We start from the raw sequence: 22835 nt of genomic DNA, 5'->3' as shown, positions 1-22835 counted from the left end.
GGTGCCGCCGCCGCGTCAAGCGTTGTCCTCGCTACGCTGCGGGAACGCTTGACCCGGACGTCTGTGTGCCAAGCTTACAAACGCCCCCGCTAAAGGACACTTCCGAGCACGTAACCTAAGCCGAGGTCGGTGCGGGAGAAAGTGCCGATAGTAGCCATGACGTGGTTTCCTTCTGCTGATCGGACCGCGCCCATCGCGATCTCGATGAGGTCGACAGACCGGGGACGATCGGCCCGCACCCCATCGGGGCCGGAATGCAATGGAGGGCGGCCGGCGGCAGCTTTTTTGATTCGCGATGCAAAGCCGAAGGCGGCGGAAAAAAGCTGGCGGCGGACGTTGCGGGTTCAAGAGCGAGGCGGCGCTTGCGTCGCCGGTCTTCGGTCAGACCTGATCAATCGAGATCGCGATGGGCGCGGTCTGGTCAGCGGAAAAGAAGGAAACCAAATCATGGCAGCTGTCGATCAGCGCTTTCCTCTTCCCACGCCGACATCGGCTTCGCAGGCTTCCTCGAGCGCAAGTTCCTCATGCTCAATGCCAGGGCGGCGGAGTTCCCTGCCGATCCGTCATAAGTGCGGCAACCAGAACGGCGGTCCCGACTTTCGTATCTTTGCCGTGAAGAGTCATCGCGTTCGGCACGGCGTGGACGATGCTGGCCCCTGATGGCAAGGGCAATCCCTGCCTCTCCTTCCTCGGCAAGCTCGACAATCCGCGCTTCCCCGCTTCGATCGGTTCGGTGCGCGCCAAGTCGAGACGAAGGCCCGGGTATGTGGTCCTGCCGATTTGCTCGTTCCTGCCGCACCGTCAACTAGGACAGGCCATCGGTCGCGCTTCGTGGAAGCGTCAGCTTTCCTGGCGAAATGTCCGCCGTCGCCATCCCTTGCGTCAGGGGGCGTTACGCGCATGCGCGGAGACCCTAAGAGGGGCTCCGGGAGCCTGCCGCAGGCGGCGAGTAGCACCCGGCCCGCAGGGAGACGCCAAGCCTTGCCAGAGAAAGGCGAGGACACGTCAAGGATCCTGATCGAAGACGGGGGACCGGCCAATCTCGCCAGCGCGGAGCCGCCGACGAATATGCCGCCCGCGATACAGAAGATTTGCCGCCAGATTTCGGAGGGGATGGCCTCGCGCGTGACGCCATGCACGAGCGCATAGCCGGCCACAGCAGCCGGTGCGGCAAAGACGACAGCGACAGCGACGCGCAGGATCGGTGAGCGCAGCGTGGCGAAAAGAAAGGCGAGAATGCCGAACGACACGACACCTGCGAAGCCCCCGACGATGCCAGCGCCGATCCATCCGGCCCCGGTGGCGTGGGCGAAGCGCGCCGCCTCGAACGCCAGCATTAACGGCAAGGCAAACGTCGCCAGCCGATAGGCGAGCAGGGACATCCCACAAACGAGCACGATGGCGAGAACAATCAGCATTGTCATGATCGACCTCTCATCCTACCGTTGCCGATCCGGCGCGTCGGGCCGACGACGCGCCGGATCGTGTTTCAGGTGACGATCATCCCGGCATGGCGGGCGATCTTGGCGTAGACGCTCATGCGATGCTCGGCCTTGAAATAGAGGTCGCGTTCGACCGGCAGGCCGAGCTTGCCGCGCACGTGCTCAATCTCGCCCAGCATCAGATAGCCCAACTCCGGGCTGCCGAGGCCAAGATCGCAGAGGCCGAACAGCCTGATGTCGGAGCCTTCGGGATAGCCTTCGGTCACCAACCGCGTCGCCGCCGCATCGGGCGTGAACAGCTTCACGACCGGGAACGGATCGAAGCCGTCCTGAACCTCGGCGGTGCGACCGTTTTCGATGAGGCGGTCGAGCAGATCGTCGGGGATCGGGGGTTCGGTGCGCGGAAAGCGCCGTGTCATGACACCGCCTCCCGTTCCGGCTCGTTGATGCGGTGGTGGACCCGAAAGGCCGCGATGGCTCCGGTCTGCCGCGCCAGCTTGCGGGACAGCGCATCAATCTCGCCGCGCCGCTCGAAGCGGAGCGCGGCGATGTTCGCCTGAAAATCGCGCTCGTCGGTGCGGGTCCAGGTCGCCGTGCCGCGCCCGAACTGACGGGCCTTGACGCGTGTGCTGGTGGTCATGCGCTCGGCGCGCGCTTCTATCTGCCGTTCAACGATGGCAAGGTAATGCTCCGTCTCGGCGCGCGCCACCTCCATGCGAGCCAGCCTCGCCCGCAGTTCGCGATAGCTTCTCATGGGTCTCGTTCCTGTCCTTGTGCGGTCGAGGTCTCCGGCCGCGCAGGCGCGGCCGGAACGCCCTCGATGGTGTCGGGAGGCTGGCCGGTGCCGCCAAAGCGGCACCGGCCTGCGCGGTTCACTCGGCGGCTTCGTGGAAGGCTTCGCCGTCCAAGTCCTCGCCGTCCTCCGCGTCAGGGTCCGGACTGACCGGGGGTTCCGGGTCAGCGGCTTCCTGCGCGTCGGGGTCCGGCGTGTCCGGGGCCGTCTCGTCGAGGTCCGGCGCATCCGGGTCGGCGGGAACCTCCGCTTCCGCCTGCGGCGCGTCCAGCCAAGCGGGCTGCTCCGTGCGCAGGAGCGACGGGAGCCAGCCGGTTCCGGCAAGAAGCTGCTCGGCGGCTTCGGCCATCGGCTGCTTCTTCATGGAGACGATGCGATCCGCCGCCTCGTCGCCAACGGCTTCACGCACGCCGGCGACGATATGGGCCTTGGTGACGCGACCGAGATAGGTCCGCGCCGTGGGCGTCCAGTGCGCCGTCATGTCGAGCGCGACCGCCGTTGCCAGCCTGTCCGCCGTTTCATGAGCGCGCGGCTTGCGCTCCCAAGGCAGCTTCACCGCATTGACGGTCAACGAGGCGCAATGCGCGAACAGCGCCATGACGCTCGCCTGATCCAGACCGGCGATGAAGCCCCACAGGTTGGCCACTTCGCGCGGCATGTCGGATGCCCATGCCTCATGGCGATCCGCAAGCGTCTTCGCCGCTGCCGTGTCCTCGATGCCGTCCGCGTGGCTCGCAAGGTGCGTGCTGTTGGGGCGGATTTCGAGGGCATGAGCGTCAACGCCGCGATAGAAGGTCTGCGCCGCGAGCGTGTGGGTGACGGCGAGCAACGCGATGTCCGGCTGCTCGCCGAGGGTGAGCCGAAGGCCGAGCGTCCGATGCGCGGTCAGATCGCGAATGAGCGCGTCCGACAACGGCTTGCCGTCATCCTCCACGTCCTCATTCTCAACCTCGGCGTCGAGCGCGGAGACATGGTTCCCGTCCTCGTCATACTCGCCGTCCTCGATGACTTCGCCGTCGTCGTTGACGCGAACACCGTCGATGACAGTTTCGCCGTCCCCGGCTTCCTCCTGCTCCGGCTGCTCGTCCTCGGCGCGGATGAAACCGCGTTCGATACGGGCTTCGCCGTCATGGGACAGCACGACGAACACGCCGCCGCGCGCAACGGCGTCGGGATCGTAGGCATGACGCAGGGCGTCGATGCGCTCGATCTCGGCTTCAAGCTCGGCGAAGCGCACGTCCACATCGGGCGGTAAGTCATCCTCGGTGCCGTCCCATTCCGCCGTCAGGCGATCAAACTCATCCTGCACGGCGTCGTAGGCGGTGGCGTCTTCCTCGGAAAGCTCCACCGGCTGCGGATAGGCACGGCGCATGCCGTTGCCGTGCGGATAGTCGATATGGACGTCCGCCCACTTCCAGCCTTCCGCCTCCTGAACCTGCGCGGCAATCCCTTCCAGCTTGGCAATGACAAGCTGGTCGAGCAGCGCGGCGTCCTCGTAGAAGCCGCCGCGATCCTCCGTGAACAGGTCGCGGATGATCGTGCCGCCAGCCTCCGTGTAGGCCTCCGGGCCGATGAAGATGGCACGGCGGTCGCTTGCAGGCACATTCGCCTTGGTCAGGTCGCGGCGGATGATCCACGGTTCGCGGTTGTAGCCGAGACCGTCATAGACCTGCTCCTGACGGGCATGATCCTCGGTGATGGCGAAGGCCATCAACTGGTCGAGCGTCAAGCCGCCGTCGCGATAGACCTGCATCAGTTTGGGGCTGACAGAGCCGAGGCGCATCCGCTGCTTCACCACATGTGCTGTCACGCCGAAGCGGGCGGCGATCTCCTCCGCTCCCCATCCGCGATTCTCCGCAAGCTCGCGGAACGCCTCGAACTGGTCGGCTGGATGCATCGCCGTGCGCGTGACGTTCTCGTCCAGGCTGATCTCGAACGGGTCGTTCGCCGTGTCGATGACGCAGCGGATTGGCTCCGTCTTCTTGATCTCCTTCCGCTTCCCGCGCAGAAGCTGCGCCAGCCTGCGGCCTTCGCCGATAGTGACGAAATAGAAGCCGGTGGGCTGGCCGTCCGAGTCATGCTCCGGTTCCACCACAAGGTTTTGCAGGATGCCCTTGGCGGCGATGCTGGCCGCATAGGCTTCGATTTCCGCCTCGCTGTGCGGGGTTTTCCGAGCATTGCGCGGCGACTTCTTCAACTTGTCGAGCGGGATGAAAGCCTCCGCGCTGCTCGCCGGGACCGCCGCCGGCTCCACGTTCGCGGGCAAGCTGGTCGCTTCTACCTTCTGATCCGCCACCGGCACGGTGGCGGTCTTCGTCTTCTTCGATATCCTTGCCATTGTCCTGATCCTTTCTCTCGTAATGCCGGAGGCATGTCCCCGACATGCCTCCCGGGGGCGCGTGAGCGCGCGGCAGAGAGGGGGGCCAATGCCGGCGAGCAGGGCTGGGCTGCGCGCCGAGCGGGGCGGATCGGATCGGGATGGGAAATGAGAATTGTGCGCCTTGCGAGCGAGCGGCCCCGCCCTCGCGCAGGCGGCGATGGCGGGGGAGAGATGGCCAAGACCATCTCTCCCCTTGTTGGGCCGCGTCCATCAGATAGGCTTGGGCTGATTCAGTTTGGCCTGGCCATCAAACCCGTCGAGGCTGTCCCATCGCGGGATGCGTTGCGCCCAAGGATCCGCTCGCATTCACGCTGACGGTTCTTCGGTGACTTTTGAAAGACGCGCCTTGAGAGCAGCTCCCCCTCTGGGAGCCTGAGTTTCGTCGGCTACTCGTTCGTACCCGTACTTTTCGAATAGGTCGTTCAATGCCTCGGCGAGCAGCACCTGATGAGTGGCGTCACGATCGGCAGCAAGCCGGCGCAACGATCTGACCACCTTAGGTTCAAAGTACCCGCCGATCTGCCGACGGCCACCGCGCGCGTTCATACCCAAGCGTCAACCCCTCCACGTCGTCGGAAGCAAGAACACATAATACAACTTTGCAATGCAACAACTATTTGAAGTGTCGAAGTGACGACACTTCACTCTTTTACTTTGTTTGCACAGATTATCTTGACTGGAACAACGACAATGATAATGTTTGTGCAAACAATGGAGGCGAGGTTACAAACATGGGTGAACCGCAGTTAAAGGTGGGCGATTGGCGGGAGGCCGTGAAGTCAGTGCGGCGTGATCGCGTAGAACGGTTGCTCGCGCGGGAAATCAGTTGGTCGCCGGACGGCTCGATCGAGTTGGTGCTTGCTCGCGAGTTCGTCGTGCCGGATGACCCCGGGGTTTACCTGATCCATGACCTTCGCGGTGTTCTGTACGTGGGTCAGTCTCGGCACCTCCGACAGCGTTTTGTTCAGCACGATCGCCTCCGTCGGAATCGCCTTTTGCGCTTGGCGATAAGCCGGCCCGTCGGGATCATGAAGTTCAGTTGGCGACTCGTTGCCGACGAAGAAGAGCGCGCCGTGTTTGAGCGCGAGCTCATCGCAATCCTGCAGCCGGTCTGTAACCGGCAACTGCTCGATACCCCCCTCATCTGAAAAAAGGAGATATGTCATGGCCCTTCTCATCCCTGCCATTAAAGGCCGGATCGGCAATACAGAATACTACGAGACTACGATGCGTGTGCGCGACCTGGTTCAGGCTGTGCGCAGGGCGAGCGAACTCGACGATTGGGCGAACTTTAGCATCGAAGAACGGATGCAGCGCGAGCTTGACGACAAACGGGTTCGTGAGCAGATCGTCCCCTATCTCACGCGCAACGAGGACCGATTCTTCGGATCGATCATCGTGCTTATCTACAATGGTGACGTTCTGTTCGAGACTATCGCCGATCTCAAGATCAGCGTTCCCGGGGCTTACAAGGCCAACGCTCACCGTATCGGTTTCGTCACTATCGATGGCGGCAGTCTGATTGTTCTGGACGGCCAGCACAGGCTTGCGGCGCTCAAGAGCATCTATGAGCCCAAGCAGGATGGCATCGCATATGGTCCCTACGTCAAGGATATCCCTGACGACGAGGTTTGCGTGATCTTCCTCAAGCATGAGAATGCCGTGAAGACGCGACGCATCTTCAACACTGTAAACCGTTACGCCAAGCAGACCAGCCGCGGGGATAACATCATCACGAGCGAGGACGACGGTTATGCAATCGTCACCCGCCGGTTGCTGCGTGACGATGAGCCTCTCGGCAATCGTGTCGTGAACGGCAAGCCGTTCGAAGTGGTCAATTGGAAAAGCAACACGCTGACGACGCGGAGCAAGCAGCTGACGACAATCAGCGCGGTGTATGAAACCGCACATTTGATTCTCGGAAACGGTTTCTATGAGCCCCAGACGCGACCTGACGACAGTAAACTAGATGAAGGCGCCGAGCGGGTTGGGGCCGTTTGGCGGGCGATGCTGGAAGGGTTGAAGCCCTATCAGGATGCTCTCGCCAACCCGGAGGCGATTCCAGCGATGCGGGACGAGAACGCAGCGAGCGCGCTCCTGTTTAAGCCCGCTGCGCAAATCGCGCTGCTCCGGGGGCTTTTGAACGCCACAGCCGGTGATCGCATGACGCTGGCCGAAGCGGTAAGCCGCGCCAACGCTATTGATTGGCGAATGCAGGCGCCGCTTTGGGGTGGCGTCCTGATGAAGGCAAGCGGTGCGATCGATGCTGGCTCTGAGGCGCGCAACCGAGCTGGAAGCCTGATCAGCTGGATGATCGCCGCGAATGTGATGACAAAGGAGGAGCGAGAGGCAGTCCGGCGAACCTACAATCAGGCCTTTGGTGTCGATGTGAATGAACCTGAACAGGCGGAATCAATTCACGAACTGCCTGAGCCCGTGGCTGCCGCAAAACTGGCGGCATGATCCTTGGCAGGGGTGCGGGCGGTCGCTCGCGCCCCAACCACCGATGGAGGACTATCAGTGACACAATCTCACACGCTCTACCTGATGCTTCACCAAGGTCGCGACTATGGCGAGTTGGTGAGCGGCCCCAATCCGGCTGCAGCGGTTGAAGCCTACTATGCTGAAATGGACGCGTGGTGTGCGCCATCGCCAGATGCGGAAATAAGTGAAGAGTTTACGGTGTGGCTCTATGAGGTGCCCTCCGCCCTTGAAGATCACATACAGCTTCGGTTTGAGGATCTCGATACCGAGGAGTTTACGGCAGCGGCAGCCGCCTTCATCGCGGAAAATCCTAATCTCAAAGCGGTGGAGTTGAACGTGATCTATACCGCGGCCGAGGGCACTATGGCATCAGAGATGCCCCGATTGCCGGACCTCTTCGACCGCGCGCGCGAAGGCTGAGACAGCAACGTCAACGTCCGCTTCATTGGTGAATCGGCCAAGGCTCAACCGAACTGATTCCGACGCTTCTGCAGCGGAAAGTCCCATTGCCGTCAAAACATGAGAAGGCTCCGTCAGCCCGGAGGTGCAGGCCGACCCCGTCGCCGCCGCAAGGTTGGGACGCGCCGCGGCCAGGAGCAATTCGGCCTCGACCCCCGGAACTCGGACATTAAGATTGCCGGGATGCCGCTGCGCCATTGCACCATTGACGACGAGATCGGGGATCGCAGTTAGGAGATCATCCAGCATGCGGTCTCTCAACGCTGCGAGTCTCCTGCGTTCGTCAGGCCCAGCATCAGCCAAAAGCGCGCAAGCCGCCCCGAAGCCGACGCAAAGGGGGACCGGAAGCGTGCCAGGACGAAGACCATCTTCCTGCCCGCCGCCGAACATGATTGGTTGAATGCGGTTGCGCTGTTGTCGGCGCACGTACAACGCGCCAATGCCTTTCGGGCCGTAGCTCTTATGAGCCGATAGGCTCAGCAAATCGATGTTGCAAGCGTTAACGTCGATGGCCGAAACCGCGAGTGCTTGAGCGGCATCGGAGTGAAAGAGAACGCCTTTTGAACGACAAAGCTCTCCAATGGCGGCAATGGGCTGAGTTACTCCGGTTTCGTTGTTTATCGTCATGACAGACACGATCGCGACAGACGAAGTAATACGATTCGCAAGTGCATCGACATCGACTATGCCGCTAGCGTCGACCGGCGCGAGATGGATGCAAAACCCATGGTCGGTGAGCACACGCGCTGCCGCAAGGACGCACTTGTGTTCGATCGCCGACACGATCACTTCCCTTCTGTCGGGGGCTGCAGCTCGAGCAGATCCGAGAAGAGCAAGATTGTTGGCCTCAGTTGCGCCTGAGGTGAAAACAATCTCGTCGGTGTCGGCGCCGATCGACTTGGCGATCAGTGTGCGCGCATTGATTACGGCCGAATCGGCTTCCCATCCGTAGCCGTGGTCGGCGGCATGCGGGTTTCCAAACCCGCCGGGACCTTCGAGATATGGTCGCATAGCCGCCAACGCGCGAGGGTCAAGCGGTGTGGACGCCTGATAGTCCATATAGACGCCGTGTCCTCCGCTCATCCCAACCATCTCCACAATTGAATGCGCACTGGCGGTTGCCACCAGTGGGCCTCTGAGCTACTGGTAGCATCAACCAGTGAGGATGATCAATGTCGCGTAGCCTTCTCGATGACGGTCGATTTCGGCTGCAGTTTGCGGGTCATGAAACATTCCCGTTGCGCTACGGGTGGTTGAAAAAGTCCTATGACGCCGTTTTAGCGGCCGAATCGGCCGGTGAGACGGACTTTCGTTCTATCTTTACAGATGATTCGGCGATTGCATACTTCGGCGTTGGCAAGAACATGGTCACGTCGATGCGGCATTGGTCGTTAGCATCCGGCGTGCTTCAAATTATAAATGACGAGGACTTAGGCTCGTCTGGCAGTCAAATTCAACCGACTGAGCTTGGTCGGCTGATTTTTGATGATGACGGCGATCCTTACCTGGAGCGTCCTGGGTCTCTGTGGCTCCTGCATTGGCACCTCGCGGCGACGCCGATGCGCGCAACGACTTGGTATTGGGCATTTAATGAGCTCAACGAGCCAACATTCACACGCGATCTTTTGAGATCGCGCCTTGCGCGACGTTGCGATGAGTTGCGTGAAGACGGCCGCCTTAAAAACTCTCGAATTTCCGAGTCGACGCTAAAGAGCGACGTTCTCTGTTTTATTAGGACCTATGCGACCAAGGCGGACGCGAGCCGCTCGACCCAAGAAGATAACCTGGAGTGCCCACTTACCGAGCTCGGCTTGGTGCAGCCTGTCGACGTCGGCGCGGCATTTCAGTTTCGTAGGGGGCCGAAATCGACCTTACCTGATGAGGTGTTTCTGTACGGGCTCCTGCGGTTTTGGCAGAAGCTCTATCCGACGCGGCGAGAGTTTACTGTCGAGGCGATTACGCACGAAGCCGGGGCACCGGGGCGCGTCTTCCTGCTGGATGAGGAAACGGTTGCGGAGCGTTTGGCCCGGTTGGCCGATCTTACGCGTGGCGCGGTCCGGTGGGACGAGTCCACCGGAATGCGGCAGGTCTATGCACCGGATGTGACGAAGCTGGATCCCTTGCGCTACGTTGCGATGCTTTATCGTAGCGGCAGCACGAAGTCACAAAAGAAAATGAAGGCACGGGCGGCATGACGAAAACTCTGGATGCCGTCGTCAAGGTTCGCCGCCGCTTTCAGCGCTCCGTAAGGGTCGACACCGATATCGGCGCGGCATCGCTCGAGGGTTTTGTTTGCCCGCAGAGCGCCGCCGACTCCTTACTCGGAATGGCGCGGCAGATTCATGAAGTCGGTCAAGGCGCGTTCACTTGGACAGGGCCGTATGGTTGCGGCAAGTCGAGTCTGGCCGTTGCGGTCGCGGCCCTCCTTGCGGAACCGAGCCTGAAAACCCTGGCTCGCTCTGCGATGGGCCAACAAGTCGCGACCGAATTGGAACGGTTGTTGGATCCTGACGATCTGGGTTGGAGGATTCTGCCGGTGGTCGGCAGCCGTGTGGATCCGTCAAAAGCAGTTGGGGCAGCGCTCGACAAGTTTCTGGACGTGAAGCGTACTCGCGGGCGTCCAAACAAGACAGAGGCCGATGTTATCGCACGGCTTGTAGAACTCTCGGCGCGGCCCGACCGTGCGGGCCTCCTCGTCGTCATCGACGAAATGGGCAAATTTCTGGAAGAAGCAGCATTCGGTGGTGGAGCTGACGTCTATTTCTTTCAGCAGCTTGCTGAGGCCGCAAATCGAAGCGCCGGACGCCTTGTCGTTGTTGGCGTGCTTCATCAATCGTTTGATGACTACGCGCATCGGCTGAGCCGAGAAATTCGAGACGAGTGGTTGAAGATTCAGGGACGCTTTGCAGACGTACCGATCAATGTGGCGGGCGAGGAACAAATTGAACTCATTGCGCGCGCGATCGAAACCGACGCAGCGCCTGGTGCTAACAAGGCCCAAGCTGAAGGCGTGGCGGATGCGATTCGCGCGCAACGACCTGGTACTGGCGGTGACTTGGGAGTCCGCCTGCACGAATGTTGGCCGTTGCATCCGGTAGTGGCTAGCCTGCTCGGGCCGCTTTCGCGGCGACGCTTTGGCCAGAATCAACGGAGCGTCTTCGGCTTCCTAAATTCCGCTGAGCCGTTCGGCTTTCAGGAGTATTTGAAAACCGAGCCCGCTCGAGGCGCCGTAGCTTATGACGCGGTGAACCTTTGGGATTACCTTCGTACCAATCTCGAGCCGTCAATCCTGGCATCTCCAGACGGCCATCGTTGGTCGCTTGCGGTCGACGCGGTTGAGCGCAGCGAGGCGCGGGGCGCAGAGTTAGATCATCTCGCATTGGTCAAGACGATTGCGCTCGTCGATCTGTTCAAGGAGCGGTCTGGTCTTTTGCCGAGCGCCGAGGTGCTCCGCCACGCGTTGCCACACCTTGGCGCGTCGCGCCTTGAATCCTGCCTCGAAGATTTGAAGGCTTGGTCAGTTGTCCTCTATCGACGTCATCTCGGCTCGTACGCGATCTACGCCGGGAGCGACTTCGATATCGACGCGGCCGTCTCCGAGGCTCGCACGCGTCTGCCGATGGTCGATCTCGCGCGTCTGCGGTCGCTGGCGCTGCTACAGCCGGTCTTGGCGAAGCGGCATTATCATACGACAGGCGCGCTGCGCTGGTTTGAAGTAGATATTGCGGCACTTAGCGACGGAACCGAGCGTGTCCGGCAGTTCCGTCCGCAGCATGGCGCGACCGGCCTCTTTTTGCTTCTGATCGGCACCGAAGCGGAAAGCGACGCAAAGGCAAAAAAGCTTTGGCGCACTGCCACAGAGGCCGCGGACGGCTGGCCCGTCGCAATTGGGTGGACACGCGACAGCTTCATGATCCGCGAACTCGCCTCTGAACTGCTGGCGCTGGAAGCGGTCCGATCAGAACGCTCGGAGTTGCAGGGCGATGCTGTCGCAAGGCGTGAGGTCAGCGCGCGCATTGCGCGGCTATCAGCGGAAGTCGAGGATCGACTGAATCACGCATTCGATGAGGCCCAATGGGCTTGGCGTGCGGGCAATGAAAGCGATCTATCGACCTCGGATGGCACGGTAACCCTAAATGCAATTGCTTCTGCGCTAGCGGACGAACGTTATCGGTGTGGGCCCAAAATCAAGAATGAATTGCTCAATCGAATCAAGCCTTCCAGCAACGCCATTGCAGCGCAGAAAGAACTGCTAAAGGCGATGGTCGAACGTTGGCAGGAGCCGCGCTTGGGCATCGAAGGCTATCCAGCAACCGGTGGTCTCTACGATTCGCTATTGGGCGCCACAGGCTTACATGCTCCGCGCGCTGATGACAGCCGACGTTATGCTTTCGTCGATCCAGCAGCAGCAAGCGATTGTCGTCTTGCCCCGCTATGGCAAGTCGCTGAGGCGCATTTCCGTGAAGCCGGATCTGCGGGAGCGGATCTCGCTACGCTCTACGCAGAATGGCGCAAACCCCCGTTCGGCGTGCGTGATGGTCTGTTGCCCGTGTTCGCGGTTGCATATCTGATGTCCCGCTCCGGGCGTTTGGCTGTGTATCTAGACGGAGCATTCCAACCAAAGGTCTCGGCGATTCTGATTGACCGTCTCGCCCAAGATCCAGCCAGTGTTCGGCTGCGTTGGACCGAAGCGAGCGATTTTCACATCCATGTGCTCGGTGGCGTCGCCGATCTCGTTGCAGGGTTTGGTGCGATCCCGGCCGGCCAGACTCATCCAGAAACAATTGATGTCGCACGTGGCCTGGTAGGTTTGGTGCTGGGTCTGCCGGCCTGGGTTCTGCGCACGGGACGCCTGTCAACTACCGCTGCAAAAGTTCGCAATCTCGCCAAATTGGCCAGCGACCCGAACAAGTTCCTCCTTGACGACTTACCATCCGTATTTGCCGACGGGATGGAGCAAACGCGCGATGTTGCCGAGACTGTCGTCGCCACCCTGCGCGACGGCTTACGAGAATTGATCGAGGCCTATCCAGCGATGCTCCGAGAGCTTCGGCATGCAATGCTGCGCGAACTCAGGGTCGAGGAGCCAACGGCGGCCGCCCTTGCGACGCTACACGGACGGGCGGAAGCGATCAAAGGACTAACGGGAAACTATCGGCTCGATGCGTTCGCGACACGGCTCGCGACTTACACAGGTGAAGACGAGGAAATGGAGGGGCTGGCCAGCCTCGCGGCTAACAAGCCGCCGCGCGATTGGGCTGATCGCGATATAGACCATGCGCGTGTCGAGATCGCTGCGCTGGCACAAGAGTTTGTTCGCGCGGAAGCCTTTGCTCATGTGAAGGGCCGTGATGACGGCCGTGTAAAGATGGCGATTTTCATCAGCGATCCGAACCGTCCATCGCCTGTGAAGCCGGATTTTGACATCGGCATCAGTCAACAGCATGAAGCGCGGATGCTGGCCGACCAGCTTGAACAGGTTCTCGCAGACGCCAAGGTTGGTCGCAACGTTGCGTTGGCCGCGCTTGCCGAACTTGGGGCTCGGCTGTCGGAGGCAGATCCGCAGCCGGTGTTGCCATTCGATCCGCCGCCTCAGCCGTTGCCGTTCGTTCGGCGGAAAGGAGCAGCACGATGACTGGGACCAAGGTTCGCCATGTGCTTGGCCTTTCGGGTGGTCGCGATAGCGCTGCGCTGGCTGTGTTCATGCGCCAGCATCATCCGGATATTGACTTGGAGTATTTCTTCACAGACACGGGCAAGGAGTTGCCCGAGGTTTACGAATTTCTCGTGCGCCTCGAAGGGTTCATCGGCAAGCCGATTGAACGTTTGAATCCGGACCGTACGTTCGATTTCTGGCTCACTCAATACAAGAGCTTCCTGCCGTCGCCGAAGACGCGTTGGTGCACACGTCAGCTGAAGATAAGGCCTTTTGAGCAGTGGCTTCGTCCTGATTTGGATACCGGTGTGCAGGTGATCAGCTATGTCGCTATTCGTGGTGATGAGGACTATCGGGAGGGCTACGCCTCAACCCATCCTAATCTGTCCGTGCGGCTGCCTTTTCGCGAACATGCCATCGACAAAGATGGCGTGATCGAGCTTCTCGAAGCGTCAGGCGTCGGTCTCCCCGACTATTATCGATGGCGCTCTCGGAGTGGCTGCACTTTCTGCTTCTTTCAGCAAAAGATTGAATGGGTCCGGCTGATGGATGAGCATCCTGACGCCTTTCAGGAAGCGAAGGCTTATGAGAAGAATGCGGTCGAGCACGGCTCGCCGTTCACTTGGAGTCAGGGCGAAAGTCTGGAGCAGTTAAGCCGGCCGGAACGTGTGGCACAGATTCGCGAGGATCATGCGCGTCGCGTTGCGCGCCTGCGCGAACGGCAGCCGGTAAACCCACTGCGCTCTGAGCCCGAACCGCTCGATCTTGACGTCCTGTACGGGTCGGCGAAGGTCTGCTTGTCCTGTCACAAATAGGAGCAGGCCGTTGTCCGCGCCTTGGACAGAATTGATCAAGTCGGTTGCGGCGCGTAGGTCGCCTGATGCTCCATTTTTTAAGCCTATTTGCCTGATGGCAATTGTCGACTTGATCAACGAGGGCCAAGTCGATCCAGTCGACATCGACGTGGATCAGTTGGTCGAGCGCGTTAGCGCAATGGTTGACGGAATTCATACTGGCCGACCCGATATGCGTTGGCGCCCGGTCTGGCACCTCTCGAACGACGGGGCGTGGACACACACCATGGCTGGACGGCGGATTGGGCCAGAAGATTTCGTACCAGCTCGGAAGCCGGACAGTTTGCGAGAGTGGCGCGCAAGCTTCGATCGGGTCGCGGTCCCTTCGACCATGCTGATCCATTGGAAATCGGAGCCGGACCGCACAATTTTGCGACGCGCGGCGGCGGCGATGCTGGAGAGCGGAGACGAAAACTGCCGAAGTTTGGCGGCGAGATGGGGCGCTGGCCCTTCCATAGAGAGCGTCCGGTCGCGGAGGGACACTTCGGATCACAGACAAGGATTTCTGGCCGACGCTGGTGCCCGACGCGCTATCGAGCGCCACGCAATGGCAATTGCGGCACTCCGATTTGAAGCCGAAGGCTGGACCGTCACAGACCGCTCCGCTTCCGAAAGCTACGATCTTTTGGCTGAGGCGGGCACGCAGGCGCTCTTCATCGAAGTGAAAGGGACTGCCGGCTCGGGAGACGTCGTCGAGCTGACGCGATTGGAGGTCGAGTTCGCGCAGGCGAATCGCGATCGAATGGCGTTGGCTGTCGTGGCGCGGATCACCGTCGTCGGATCCGGTGACGAAGCGGCGGCATCTGGGGGTGAACTGATCGTCCGGCGGCCATGGGCGCCGGCACCTGGCGCACTTCGGCCAATCTCTTTCACCTGTCTGCTGGAGTAAAGAAATGGCCACACGCATATCCGACGAGGCCGCAGGCACGGAAGCGTTCGCTCGTGACCAGTCTTGTTACGAGCAGAACTTTCAGCAGTATCGCGCCATGAATCAGATTATGTGGCAGGTGCCGCTGTTGGCGATCACAATTACCGGCGGTCTTTGGTATGCTGCCTTAGGCGTTAGCGGGGCGTCTGAATTCAGAGGGCCACTGTTCCTACTCAGCGCGGTTCTCGATTTTGCGCTAATCGCCGTTCTATGGCGTATTCGATTTGTCATGGCGGCTTATCTCGTTCAGATTGAGCGCTTCCATCCGCCTGCTTTTGTCAGAGCATCCGGAAGCGGCTTTCTCAATTGGCCTTACACCGTGGTCGCGGCATTCAGCGTAGCGCTCGGATGTGCGGGCATCGGGTCCGTGCTCGGGTTGTTCAATCTCGATTGGCTGCGGTTCTGATGGCCGCTTCGACCCGTGCAGTGCCGAGCTCGCTGCGATCTGTGCCGATCTATGATGAGTCCGCAAAACGGATTGCCGACGTTTATGAATCGACGACATTCGAGCGCGTGCACGCGGGCATAATTGATCTTCTGCCATCCCCAGGGGCAAGCGTTCTCGACGTTGGCTCTGGATCAGGCCGAGATGCAGCAGCCCTGGCGGCAAGAGGCTACCGCGTTACCGCAGTGGAGCCGTCTCATGGCCTACGCGAAGAAGCCAAGCGCCGTCACGGTGATGCAAATATTGAGTGGCTCGACGATGCGTTGCCCGATCTTCACATCCTTGGCGAGCGCCGATTCGCCTTCATCTTGGTGAGCGCAGTGTGGATGCACCTAGTTTCGCGCGATCGGCTGGCCGCCATGCGTCGTCTCAGCCAACTCCTTGAGGCGGGTGGCCGGCTAGCAATTTCTATCCGTCGCGGACCGGTCGATCGGTCTCGCGCCTTTGCAACAGTCACAACGGATGCCGTCGAGGCCAGTGCCCTAAAATCAGGCTTGCGCCTAGTTCGCAAGTTTGAGGCGAAGGACGCTCTTGCACGCGCAGACATTGCCTGGTCCACACTCGCCCTGGAAAAGGACGCGCGCTAGGAAGCCGAACTCTCCTCCGTGTCCGCGAGATCTTCTTCCTCCATTTCGGGATCCGTCGCTGCCGCCGCTGGAACCTTCGAGACCGCTTCGCGCATTGCTTTGCGTTCCAGCGGCTCTGCGCCGATGTTCCGTACGAGCCCGTTGTAGGGGTCGAACGCTTGGTTGAAGATCTCGCTTCGCTCGGGTCGGGTCAACTCATCCTTGAGCTTGCCCTTCTCCCGGCAATAGGTGGTCTCGTAATGATCGTGTAATGCTGAGAACACTTCGTCGCGGCATTCTGCCCGCTCGGCTGTGACCACCTGCTCCAGCGCAGGATGACCGGGACGCCAGATTTCGAGCAGCAGATAGCGATATTTTGGCCACTGGTCGGGCTGCATTTCGGCGCGATAAACTACGCTGCGGAATGTCTGATTGCTCGGACGGATTGCCCAGAGTTCCTTGTCGTCAGCCACCTCTCCGGTGAATACGCGAATAACCTTCTTCAGTTGCGGGATGGAGCGTGGCACGAAGAATTGGTTGAGTTGCGACACATATTCGTCGAAGGCTTGGTCGCGGTCGACGGGCGGCTGTTCGCCGAAATCACCCTTCTGCAGCCGGCGTTCAGCTTTTTCTACGAGGCCAAGGAAGCCGCAGATGAGCGCCGTCTGAAACGCGACCGTGCTGAACACCTCGTCAAAAAGCCGATTGCACCATTCCACGATTTTGGGATGAATCTCGCCACCTTCGGTTCGGATAGGCTTCTTGTCGCTGATGTCGCCGAGCAGCCGCTGGGCGCGCTCCCGATAGAGACGCGCCACCGCGTCAGCAATCCGTGCAGCGGTCGCATCTAGACGGCGTGAGCTCGCTTCGATCTCCGGAACGTCGGTTTTGAAATAGCCGTTGCGGAGCTTCTGGCGGAGATTGGCCCGGTGGGTGTCGAAAACGCGACCGATTCCTTGGCCCTCGAGCAGAATGGGCTTGAGTTGTCGGTCATGTTCGCGCTCGAGTTGCTCGCCGATTTCGATGACCGCACGGTTGTGGCGATCGAAGGGCGCGAAGCGTTCGAGCGCACTGATAATATACGCGCCATACCGAATATCGAATTGCCTTCCGAGCTTGTCTGCGGCGGCTGCGGTGAACAGATCCCGCCGGATGGTGTCGGCGGTCGCAGCGCCGAGCAAATTGCGGCCATCGAGCCGCACCAGCAAATCGTCGAGCCGCGTGCGATTGTAAAACGTGCCGCCGCGCGGCTTGACGCCCTTAACTGTACCCCCGTTATCGAGCATCATATGTTCGATCATGTAATAGACGTGGGGTACGCCAGTGATCGCAACGGGCGTCTGAATCTTCTGCCGGCTTCCGTCCTGATCGAGTTCGACATTGACAATCCGCAGCGCCTGAGGCGATCGCTCGTCTTTCTCTTTGATGTGCGAAAGCGTGCGTCGCATCAGGGAGCTGATCAAATCGTTGTCGTCGAGCAATTTGTTGCGCGCATCAGAGACCTGCCGCGCCGTCTTGTTCAATGTCAGGAAGATGGAACGGGCCGCCTTCTTCATGTCGAAATCCCCGCGATATGTTGTGTCCAGTTCGGGGATCGTGCAGAGGATGACGGGAAGGTTTATTTCGTCGAGATTGAACCGCTCGATATAGGTCTTGGTCCAGGCGGAATAATACTCTTTAAATGGCGCGCGGCGCTCATCAGACCATTGGTCCTTGAGATTGCGGTAGATCGCGAGCAACGCCATCGCTCGGTGCTGGCCGTCGACGATAACGAGGCGGGTGCGGTGCGTGTTCAGCCGCAGCCGTACCAGATCGTGCATCAGCGCCCGGCCGCCTTCTAGCGGCTGCTCGAACTGAAACACTTCGCGCCCTGTGGCACCCGAACGGGTCACCAACAGCGACCAGTCTCGGTTCGGTTCAGGCGGCAGCGTCTCACTTGTGACTTCGGGGTAGAACTTCTCCGGTTGAGTCCGCCCTTCTTGGATCGGCATGACAACGATGACGATCGGCGGGAAGAGCTTGATCATATCCTTGGACTGCTCGTCGAGCAGGTACGGTACCAAGTCGGCCGAGACGCGCGCGTCGTCGATATCGCGCTGCATTATCTCGTCGAAGTCTAGGCTCTGAAAGTCGAAGATTTCTCGCACAGGTGCAAGTGCGCTCAGCAGCTTATCGTTGGAGGGCGACGTGAAATTGAGCCCGACATGCGTCAGGAGATACTTCACTTCGAGTGAACGTGAGCCGCCACTCCCCGAACCTACCCGGAATGAACCGACGGTTCCCTCCAAGGTCAAATCAAGTGCCGTCTCCTGTCGCAAACGCAGCGCCATTCTCAATTCCTTCCGAGAAGGGGATAGTGAATTCGGTTTAGTATGTTTTCAATGTCGATATAAGTGCCAGGCGGGCCGGCGATCACCGTGGCGACCACAAAGAGACGGGAGGGCGGGATATTTCTCGAACGCACTTCGCGTGCGAAGCTCTGATCGCGTTGCTCTTCCTCTGACGACCCGATGTCTGGAAGCTCGCCATACTTCTCAATCAGGACCTTGTGACGCTTTAGGCGGGCTCTAAGCCTCTCAGACATGCCTATATAGATCGGACTGGCGAAATGCGGGGCCGATACTTCGAGCACCTCGCGAATGGTGACCAATCTCGCGGGCTCTTCCACAATCCGATCAAGCAGCGACTCCGAAAGGGTCGGCATATGCTCGATCCGGCCCTCATAACGGGGCTTTAGCGGGCCTCGAAGGTGTGCGGAGTAAGGCTGTTCGCGGAAATACTTGAAGACGCTGTCATAGAGAAAAGCACGGACTGCTTCCTTCGCAGCGGCCGACGAAACCGACGCTTTGAGCGTTGCGACGTCGGCCGTGATGCGTTCTAGATCGAAGGACGTAATCTCTGGCGTGTAGTACCAAGCATAGACGCCGGGCTTGGCCGGGACATCGCCAATCTCATGCCAGCTATATGTGGCCACCACCGCTCCGCATCAGTAACCCCTCTTCACCACATTTCTCGCCGCGAATCGCGGTAACCACCCCAGAGTATTGCTTTGAATGCATGGCTTAGCGAGATGTTTAGCAAGGAGGACCGGGCGGTTGAAAGACAAAGCTGTGGTCGCTGCACACTCCCGTGCTGAGCGCAGCGTGATGAACATGGCCTGATCCGTAAGGAGATGCGTTCACCGATAGTCCTGGGAGTGTCCGCCGGGAGAATGCCTTTGGGACGTGGACTCGGTGCGTACTCGAGATCACAGTCGGCGTGCTGCCGCCGCGATATGCTATAAGCGCGGGTATCCTCGCATCATCGAGGAGATGGTTCGATGGCGCCGGAACCCTGTCGCAGGGCGGTTCTCGATGCCACTGCATGTCGCAAACAAGCTTTTCGGGCGGTTTTGGCAGATGGAGAAGACGATGAGCAGGTCGGAGCTTGAAGATCTATCAAACCTGTTCACCCGCCTTCAAAGCGAGCTCGAACCGGCTGGCATTGGCGAGAAGCGCTCGCTTGAGGACCAATTGAGGGAAATCGAAGCAGATATTTGTCCCTTCTTTACGAGTGAGGAGAACCTGAGCGCCGGGCTTGGATCTGGCGGCCTCACTTATGAGCACGCTTTTCTGAAGAAGACCCGTGCGTGGTCTGAGCCACTTCTGCATACATTCTTGGAGGAGTATCGTGCGGCCGAAGCCGCGAACTCATCCTGTCTCTTCGAAAGACTGGCAAAATTCCTTACCGAGATGGACCACGCCTACAGTCATGTGGTCAGTATTGCTGAAATAGAAGCTGATAAGGCGAAGCTTAAAGGCTACGCCTTCGCGAGGAGTTGCCTGCGAGACATGGCCGACATGATCGAGTCTAGTCTGCAGCCATTCTTGCGCTTGCGTCTTGAGGTGCGCGCCTTAGCCGTCGAGGGCCGGAGCGGGTTCGGCGACCAGCTTCCACATCTGTCGCTTGGCAAGTTGACGGAGAAGCTCATTGCTATTGACCCTCAGTTCTACCAACCCAAGCCTCTCAATATTTCGCTCTCTCAGCTACGGAATATCGCTCATCATGGTAGCTATAGCGTGAGCGGCGATGAAATAATTTGCGAATATGGCAATCTAAGCCAGCCCAAGACGTTCACATGTCAGCCAGAGGATTTGATCGATGCCGCGTTGAACGTTCAGAATATCTACTACGCGCACAAGGTAGCATTCGAATTCTATTGTACCGACAACATCCGTTGTATCGGACAGGCCGAAAAGAGTTCCAAACAACAGGAGGTGATACTCTCCGACCTTTCGAAGAATGCTATTTTGGCGTATGGAATTGTCGCATCCGGCTTCCGTATAGTGAATGTAGCGCGAGATCATTTTCGCTGGGCATTCGTCCTCGTGGATCAGCATAGCCGTAAGAGGGGCGAGATAGAGGTAGCACTCCAAAGCTGCACGATCCCCTTTCTGTTACAGTCCGGCCCGATCTTCTTTCTCGCCTTCGTCCAAAGTGGAAGTCATGATTACCGTATAACTTTTAATGCAGGAACGGCCCGGAACGCGGTTCCCCAAGGGGGCGGTAGGTATTTCCACCTGGGTAAAAATCTAAGGGTTCACCGAACCAGCGGCACCGGCGATTCAACATAGGCCGCCTGCGAATCTCGAACCCCATTGAACACCTATTTCGTGTTGGCGGCGTTCGTCCGTCGACGTGACTTAGGCAAGGAAAGCGTCCGTTTTGCAGGTCGGAGCAGCGCGTTGCCGATTGGATCGGTATTTAGACTTCCACTTTGGACACCGAGCCCATTATTCGCTTCGGGTCAACTGATCTGGAGGCAGTCATGCCCGGCGGAGTGAATGCTGGAAACCAAAATCCGCAACAGGCGCGGGAGGAGAAGCTTGCCGCGCTAAATGGCGACGATACTCCGTCGAAGTCTGCGTCGTTGCGTATGGCCATGAAGCGAACAGTCCGGCGACCTGAACTTCGCATGATTGTGCCCCTGGCTGACACAACGATCTATGAAATGGAGCAGCGCGGCGAATTTCCGAGGCGCTTTTATCTGACCTCGCGTTGCGTGGTCTGGGATCTGGCGGAGGTCGAAGCTTGGATCGAGGAACGTCGGCAGGCGTCAAATGCCGAGCGGATCAAGCGTGCACCGGCGCCCGACGTGCGCAAGCGCAGAACACGGCCTGTTAGAAAGTAGCTGACTCACGGAAAACTGCGCCGCGCGGCAGTTCCTCCGATTACATCAAGTCGGGCGCGCGCCCGACGACCGGTTTTCGCAATGCGGGATGGGATTACGCTGCCTCCGAAGCTGACGGGTGCATCGACGGCGGATAGAGTACCGGCGTTCGCTTCTGGCCCGCGACCCAGGCGTCGATCATGTCCGCCCACTCCTGCAGCATATGGCGTCGCTGCTGCTCGTATTCGGCCTTGTTGTAGACGCTGCGGGATGAGCGCCGCTCCTCGTGGGCGAGGCACTTCTCGATCCAGTCGCTGTTGAAGCCAAGCTCGTGGAGCAAGGTCGAGCCGGTTCGTCGCAGATCGTGAACCGTGAACGGCTGCAACGCCAGGCCCTTCTTTTTCGCCCGCTCGATGATGGCCATGGTGATGCGGTTGAAGGTTGCTTTCGACATCGTCTCGTCCGCGTCGTAGCGCGACGGCAGAACGTAGCGCGAATTCGCAGCGCAAGTTTTGAGCGCGATCATGATATCGAGCGACTGCTGCGACAGGTATACGTTGTGGGGCTTGCCCCGCTTCATACGCTCCTTCGGGATGCTCCACACTGCGTTCTCGAAATCGACCTCGTCCCAGGTCGCCTCCAGAAGCTCGCTCTTCCGCACCATGGTCAGCAGGATCAGCCTCAACCCAAGGCGGATGGTGGGCAATGTCGGCACATGCTCCAGTTCCTGAAGCATGATGCGGATCTCGGTCTGCGTCAGCGCGCGGTCCCTGGCAACGAAGGTCGCGATCGAGGCGGGGGCCACGTCGTCGGTCGGGTTGCGGATCTTCTCGCCGTGGAGGATGGCGAAACCGTAGACCTGCTTGACAATGTCGCGAACATGGATGGCGGTCGCCGGCGCGCCGCGATCCTTCACCTTGTGACAGAGTGTCCGCACATCCTCGGGTGTGATCTCGGTCAGCAGCCGGTTCTTCCATGTCGGCAGGATGTCGCGGTCGAAGATTGTCTTGCGCATAGATCGCGTGCTCTCGGCCATTCGCGCCTCTTTGAGCCAGCGCCCGCCAACCTCCTTGAAACTCGCCGCAGGTGTAAGGCGCCGCTTTTTGCGCTGCTTATCGAGGGCCGGTGATTGCCCTTCCGCCACCAGCTTCCTCGCAGCCGTGCATCGGTCTCTGGCTTCGGACAGGCCGATGCCGTCCGGACCGTAGCGCCCGATGGTCAATGTCTCGCGGCGATCGTTGAGACGGTAGTCATAGCGGAAGGTAATGAGCCCGGAGGGCGCCACGACAACGTACATACCGTCACGATCCGACAGCTTGTACAATTTGTCTTTTGGTTTCAGCTTCTTAAGAGCGAGATCGGTCAGCATCGCAAAGGCCTTTTCGACGTCAAGCACCCCGTCGAATGGCCTATTTTTACCGTCACACGAAATACCGTCAAGCTACTATCATTTCACTTTAATATCAGCATATTAGCTTGAAAATCGATGTGCCGCTTGGCTTTGCGGCGCTGACGGTATTTGGAAAGCGGCTCGTTGACGAGAATCCAAATACCGTCAGCAATACCGTCAAATGGTCGCGCTTTGAGGCGATAGGTCGCGATAGACGGCGAGACCTTTATATTTTATTTTCAATGAGATAGGTTAGTCTAGCGATTGACCGCGAAACGCCCTGAAGGAC

General features: G+C 59.7%; 20 protein-coding genes. 12 read left to right on the top strand and 8 right to left on the bottom strand.

Annotated elements, in window-relative coordinates; translation table 11 throughout:
* Nucleotides 1-1489: 1489 nt before the first annotated feature.
* From AmiPiv_RS06285 to AmiPiv_RS06270, 4 genes are all read right to left on the bottom strand, one after another.
* Complete coding sequence (locus AmiPiv_RS06285) at nucleotides 1490-1861, bottom strand: DUF2958 domain-containing protein (protein WP_340036461.1); 372 nt, start codon at nucleotides 1859-1861, stop codon at nucleotides 1490-1492.
* On the bottom strand, nucleotides 1858-2196 hold the full coding sequence (locus AmiPiv_RS06280; protein ID WP_340036460.1) for a hypothetical protein: 339 nt from the start codon (nucleotides 2194-2196) through the stop codon (nucleotides 1858-1860). Before AmiPiv_RS06280 ends, AmiPiv_RS06285 begins: the two co-directional genes overlap by 4 nt.
* A gap of 118 nt (nucleotides 2197-2314) precedes the next feature.
* The gene (locus AmiPiv_RS06275; protein WP_340036459.1) at nucleotides 2315-4573 is read right to left on the bottom strand and encodes a ParB N-terminal domain-containing protein; all 2259 of its coding nucleotides are present in this window, start codon (nucleotides 4571-4573) and stop codon (nucleotides 2315-2317) included.
* A gap of 348 nt (nucleotides 4574-4921) precedes the next feature.
* A complete protein-coding gene (locus AmiPiv_RS06270) occupies nucleotides 4922-5161 on the bottom strand; it encodes a ribbon-helix-helix domain-containing protein (protein WP_340036486.1) in 240 nt (79 codons plus the stop codon).
* 185 nt (nucleotides 5162-5346) lie between these two features.
* Here AmiPiv_RS06270 and AmiPiv_RS24770 point away from each other — a divergent pair, with 185 nt between their 5' ends.
* Genes AmiPiv_RS24770 through AmiPiv_RS06255 form a run of 3 tightly spaced genes read left to right on the top strand, consistent with a single transcriptional unit; the run spans nucleotide 5347 to nucleotide 7519 of the window.
* Complete coding sequence (locus AmiPiv_RS24770) at nucleotides 5347-5763, top strand: GIY-YIG nuclease family protein (protein ID WP_445206905.1); 417 nt, start codon at nucleotides 5347-5349, stop codon at nucleotides 5761-5763.
* A 16-nt stretch (nucleotides 5764-5779) separates the two neighbouring features.
* Complete coding sequence (locus AmiPiv_RS06260; protein ID WP_340036456.1) at nucleotides 5780-7078, top strand: DNA sulfur modification protein DndB; 1299 nt, start codon at nucleotides 5780-5782, stop codon at nucleotides 7076-7078.
* A gap of 57 nt (nucleotides 7079-7135) precedes the next feature.
* Nucleotides 7136-7519, top strand: coding sequence for a hypothetical protein (locus AmiPiv_RS06255; protein WP_340036455.1), 384 nt, complete (start codon nucleotides 7136-7138; stop codon nucleotides 7517-7519).
* Here AmiPiv_RS06255 and AmiPiv_RS06250 read toward each other — a convergent pair.
* A complete protein-coding gene (locus AmiPiv_RS06250; RefSeq protein WP_340036454.1) occupies nucleotides 7469-8641 on the bottom strand; it encodes a cysteine desulfurase family protein in 1173 nt (390 codons plus the stop codon). The genes AmiPiv_RS06255 and AmiPiv_RS06250 overlap by 51 nt on opposite strands.
* Before the next feature lie 89 nt (nucleotides 8642-8730).
* Between AmiPiv_RS06250 and AmiPiv_RS06245 the strand changes: the two genes are divergently transcribed.
* The 6 genes from AmiPiv_RS06245 to AmiPiv_RS06220 all read left to right on the top strand — a co-directional run bounded on the left by AmiPiv_RS06245 (nucleotide 8731) and on the right by AmiPiv_RS06220 (nucleotide 16028).
* Nucleotides 8731-9753, top strand: coding sequence for a DUF4007 family protein (locus AmiPiv_RS06245; RefSeq protein ID WP_340036453.1), 1023 nt, complete (start codon nucleotides 8731-8733; stop codon nucleotides 9751-9753).
* A complete protein-coding gene (locus AmiPiv_RS06240; RefSeq protein ID WP_340036452.1) occupies nucleotides 9750-13193 on the top strand; it encodes an ATP-binding protein in 3444 nt (1147 codons plus the stop codon). The genes AmiPiv_RS06245 and AmiPiv_RS06240 overlap by 4 nt, the downstream gene beginning before the upstream one ends.
* Nucleotides 13190-14029 (top strand): phosphoadenosine phosphosulfate reductase family protein, encoded by an 840-nt coding sequence (locus AmiPiv_RS06235; RefSeq protein WP_340036451.1) that lies wholly within the window; start codon nucleotides 13190-13192, stop codon nucleotides 14027-14029. Before AmiPiv_RS06240 ends, AmiPiv_RS06235 begins: the two co-directional genes overlap by 4 nt.
* A 94-nt stretch (nucleotides 14030-14123) precedes the next feature.
* Complete coding sequence (locus tag AmiPiv_RS06230) at nucleotides 14124-14957, top strand: DUF3883 domain-containing protein (protein ID WP_340036450.1); 834 nt, start codon at nucleotides 14124-14126, stop codon at nucleotides 14955-14957.
* Nucleotides 14958-14961: 4 nt separating this feature from the next.
* Nucleotides 14962-15402: a hypothetical protein gene (locus tag AmiPiv_RS06225; protein WP_340036449.1), complete on the top strand. Its 441-nt coding sequence runs from the start codon at nucleotides 14962-14964 to the stop codon at nucleotides 15400-15402.
* Nucleotides 15402-16028: a class I SAM-dependent methyltransferase gene (locus AmiPiv_RS06220; protein WP_340036448.1), complete on the top strand. Its 627-nt coding sequence runs from the start codon at nucleotides 15402-15404 to the stop codon at nucleotides 16026-16028. The genes AmiPiv_RS06225 and AmiPiv_RS06220 overlap by 1 nt, the downstream gene beginning before the upstream one ends.
* On the opposite strand, the gene AmiPiv_RS06215 is transcribed toward AmiPiv_RS06220, so the two are convergent.
* Nucleotides 16025-18337, bottom strand: a complete 2313-nt coding sequence (locus tag AmiPiv_RS06215) for a DNA sulfur modification protein DndB (protein ID WP_340036447.1) — start codon at nucleotides 18335-18337, stop codon at nucleotides 16025-16027. The genes AmiPiv_RS06220 and AmiPiv_RS06215 overlap by 4 nt on opposite strands.
* A 2-nt stretch (nucleotides 18338-18339) precedes the next feature.
* Nucleotides 18340-18981 carry a hypothetical protein gene (locus tag AmiPiv_RS06210; RefSeq protein WP_340036446.1) on the bottom strand — a complete coding sequence of 214 codons (642 nt, stop codon included), beginning with the start codon at nucleotides 18979-18981 and terminating at the stop codon, nucleotides 18340-18342.
* A 436-nt stretch (nucleotides 18982-19417) separates the two neighbouring features.
* On the opposite strand from AmiPiv_RS06210, the gene AmiPiv_RS06205 reads away from it, so the two are divergent.
* Both AmiPiv_RS06205 and AmiPiv_RS06200 read left to right on the top strand, forming a co-directional pair.
* Nucleotides 19418-20620: a hypothetical protein gene (locus AmiPiv_RS06205; RefSeq protein ID WP_340036445.1), complete on the top strand. Its 1203-nt coding sequence runs from the start codon at nucleotides 19418-19420 to the stop codon at nucleotides 20618-20620.
* Between the two features lie 194 nt (nucleotides 20621-20814).
* The gene (locus AmiPiv_RS06200) at nucleotides 20815-21177 is read left to right on the top strand and encodes a helix-turn-helix transcriptional regulator (protein WP_445206904.1); all 363 of its coding nucleotides are present in this window, start codon (nucleotides 20815-20817) and stop codon (nucleotides 21175-21177) included.
* Nucleotides 21178-21271: 94 nt separating this feature from the next.
* On the opposite strand, the gene AmiPiv_RS06195 is transcribed toward AmiPiv_RS06200, so the two are convergent.
* A complete protein-coding gene (locus AmiPiv_RS06195; protein ID WP_340036484.1) occupies nucleotides 21272-22525 on the bottom strand; it encodes a tyrosine-type recombinase/integrase in 1254 nt (417 codons plus the stop codon).
* A 107-nt stretch (nucleotides 22526-22632) separates the two neighbouring features.
* Between AmiPiv_RS06195 and AmiPiv_RS06190 the strand changes: the two genes are divergently transcribed.
* Nucleotides 22633-22797 carry a hypothetical protein gene (locus AmiPiv_RS06190; RefSeq protein ID WP_340036444.1) on the top strand — a complete coding sequence of 55 codons (165 nt, stop codon included), beginning with the start codon at nucleotides 22633-22635 and terminating at the stop codon, nucleotides 22795-22797.
* The last annotated feature ends 38 nt before the right edge of the window (nucleotides 22798-22835 follow it).

The organism is Aminobacter sp. Piv2-1 (genome assembly GCF_037625995.1).
GTDB lineage: Bacteria > Pseudomonadota > Alphaproteobacteria > Rhizobiales > Rhizobiaceae > Aminobacter.
This window is presented reverse-complemented; position numbering and strand designations above follow the sequence as displayed.

Excerpts from the sequence above, each read along its gene's own strand:
- AmiPiv_RS06285 (WP_340036461.1), bottom strand. The coding sequence starts at position 1,861 with ATGACACGGCGCTTTCCGCGCACCGAACCCCCGATCCCCGACGATCTG.
- AmiPiv_RS06280 (WP_340036460.1), bottom strand. The coding sequence starts at position 2,196 with ATGAGAAGCTATCGCGAACTGCGGGCGAGGCTGGCTCGCATGGAGGTG.
- AmiPiv_RS06275 (WP_340036459.1), bottom strand. The coding sequence starts at position 4,573 with ATGGCAAGGATATCGAAGAAGACGAAGACCGCCACCGTGCCGGTGGCG.
- AmiPiv_RS06270 (WP_340036486.1), bottom strand. The coding sequence starts at position 5,161 with ATGAACGCGCGCGGTGGCCGTCGGCAGATCGGCGGGTACTTTGAACCT.
- AmiPiv_RS24770 (WP_445206905.1), top strand. The coding sequence starts at position 5,347 with ATGGGTGAACCGCAGTTAAAGGTGGGCGATTGGCGGGAGGCCGTGAAG.
- AmiPiv_RS06260 (WP_340036456.1), top strand. The coding sequence starts at position 5,780 with ATGGCCCTTCTCATCCCTGCCATTAAAGGCCGGATCGGCAATACAGAA.
- AmiPiv_RS06250 (WP_340036454.1), bottom strand. The coding sequence starts at position 8,641 with ATGAGCGGAGGACACGGCGTCTATATGGACTATCAGGCGTCCACACCG.
- AmiPiv_RS06245 (WP_340036453.1), top strand. The coding sequence starts at position 8,731 with ATGTCGCGTAGCCTTCTCGATGACGGTCGATTTCGGCTGCAGTTTGCG.
- AmiPiv_RS06240 (WP_340036452.1), top strand. The coding sequence starts at position 9,750 with ATGACGAAAACTCTGGATGCCGTCGTCAAGGTTCGCCGCCGCTTTCAG.
- AmiPiv_RS06235 (WP_340036451.1), top strand. The coding sequence starts at position 13,190 with ATGACTGGGACCAAGGTTCGCCATGTGCTTGGCCTTTCGGGTGGTCGC.
- AmiPiv_RS06230 (WP_340036450.1), top strand. The coding sequence starts at position 14,124 with ATGGCAATTGTCGACTTGATCAACGAGGGCCAAGTCGATCCAGTCGAC.
- AmiPiv_RS06225 (WP_340036449.1), top strand. The coding sequence starts at position 14,962 with ATGGCCACACGCATATCCGACGAGGCCGCAGGCACGGAAGCGTTCGCT.
- AmiPiv_RS06220 (WP_340036448.1), top strand. The coding sequence starts at position 15,402 with ATGGCCGCTTCGACCCGTGCAGTGCCGAGCTCGCTGCGATCTGTGCCG.
- AmiPiv_RS06215 (WP_340036447.1), bottom strand. The coding sequence starts at position 18,337 with ATGGCGCTGCGTTTGCGACAGGAGACGGCACTTGATTTGACCTTGGAG.
- AmiPiv_RS06205 (WP_340036445.1), top strand. The coding sequence starts at position 19,418 with ATGAGCAGGTCGGAGCTTGAAGATCTATCAAACCTGTTCACCCGCCTT.
- AmiPiv_RS06200 (WP_445206904.1), top strand. The coding sequence starts at position 20,815 with ATGCCCGGCGGAGTGAATGCTGGAAACCAAAATCCGCAACAGGCGCGG.
- AmiPiv_RS06195 (WP_340036484.1), bottom strand. The coding sequence starts at position 22,525 with ATGCTGACCGATCTCGCTCTTAAGAAGCTGAAACCAAAAGACAAATTG.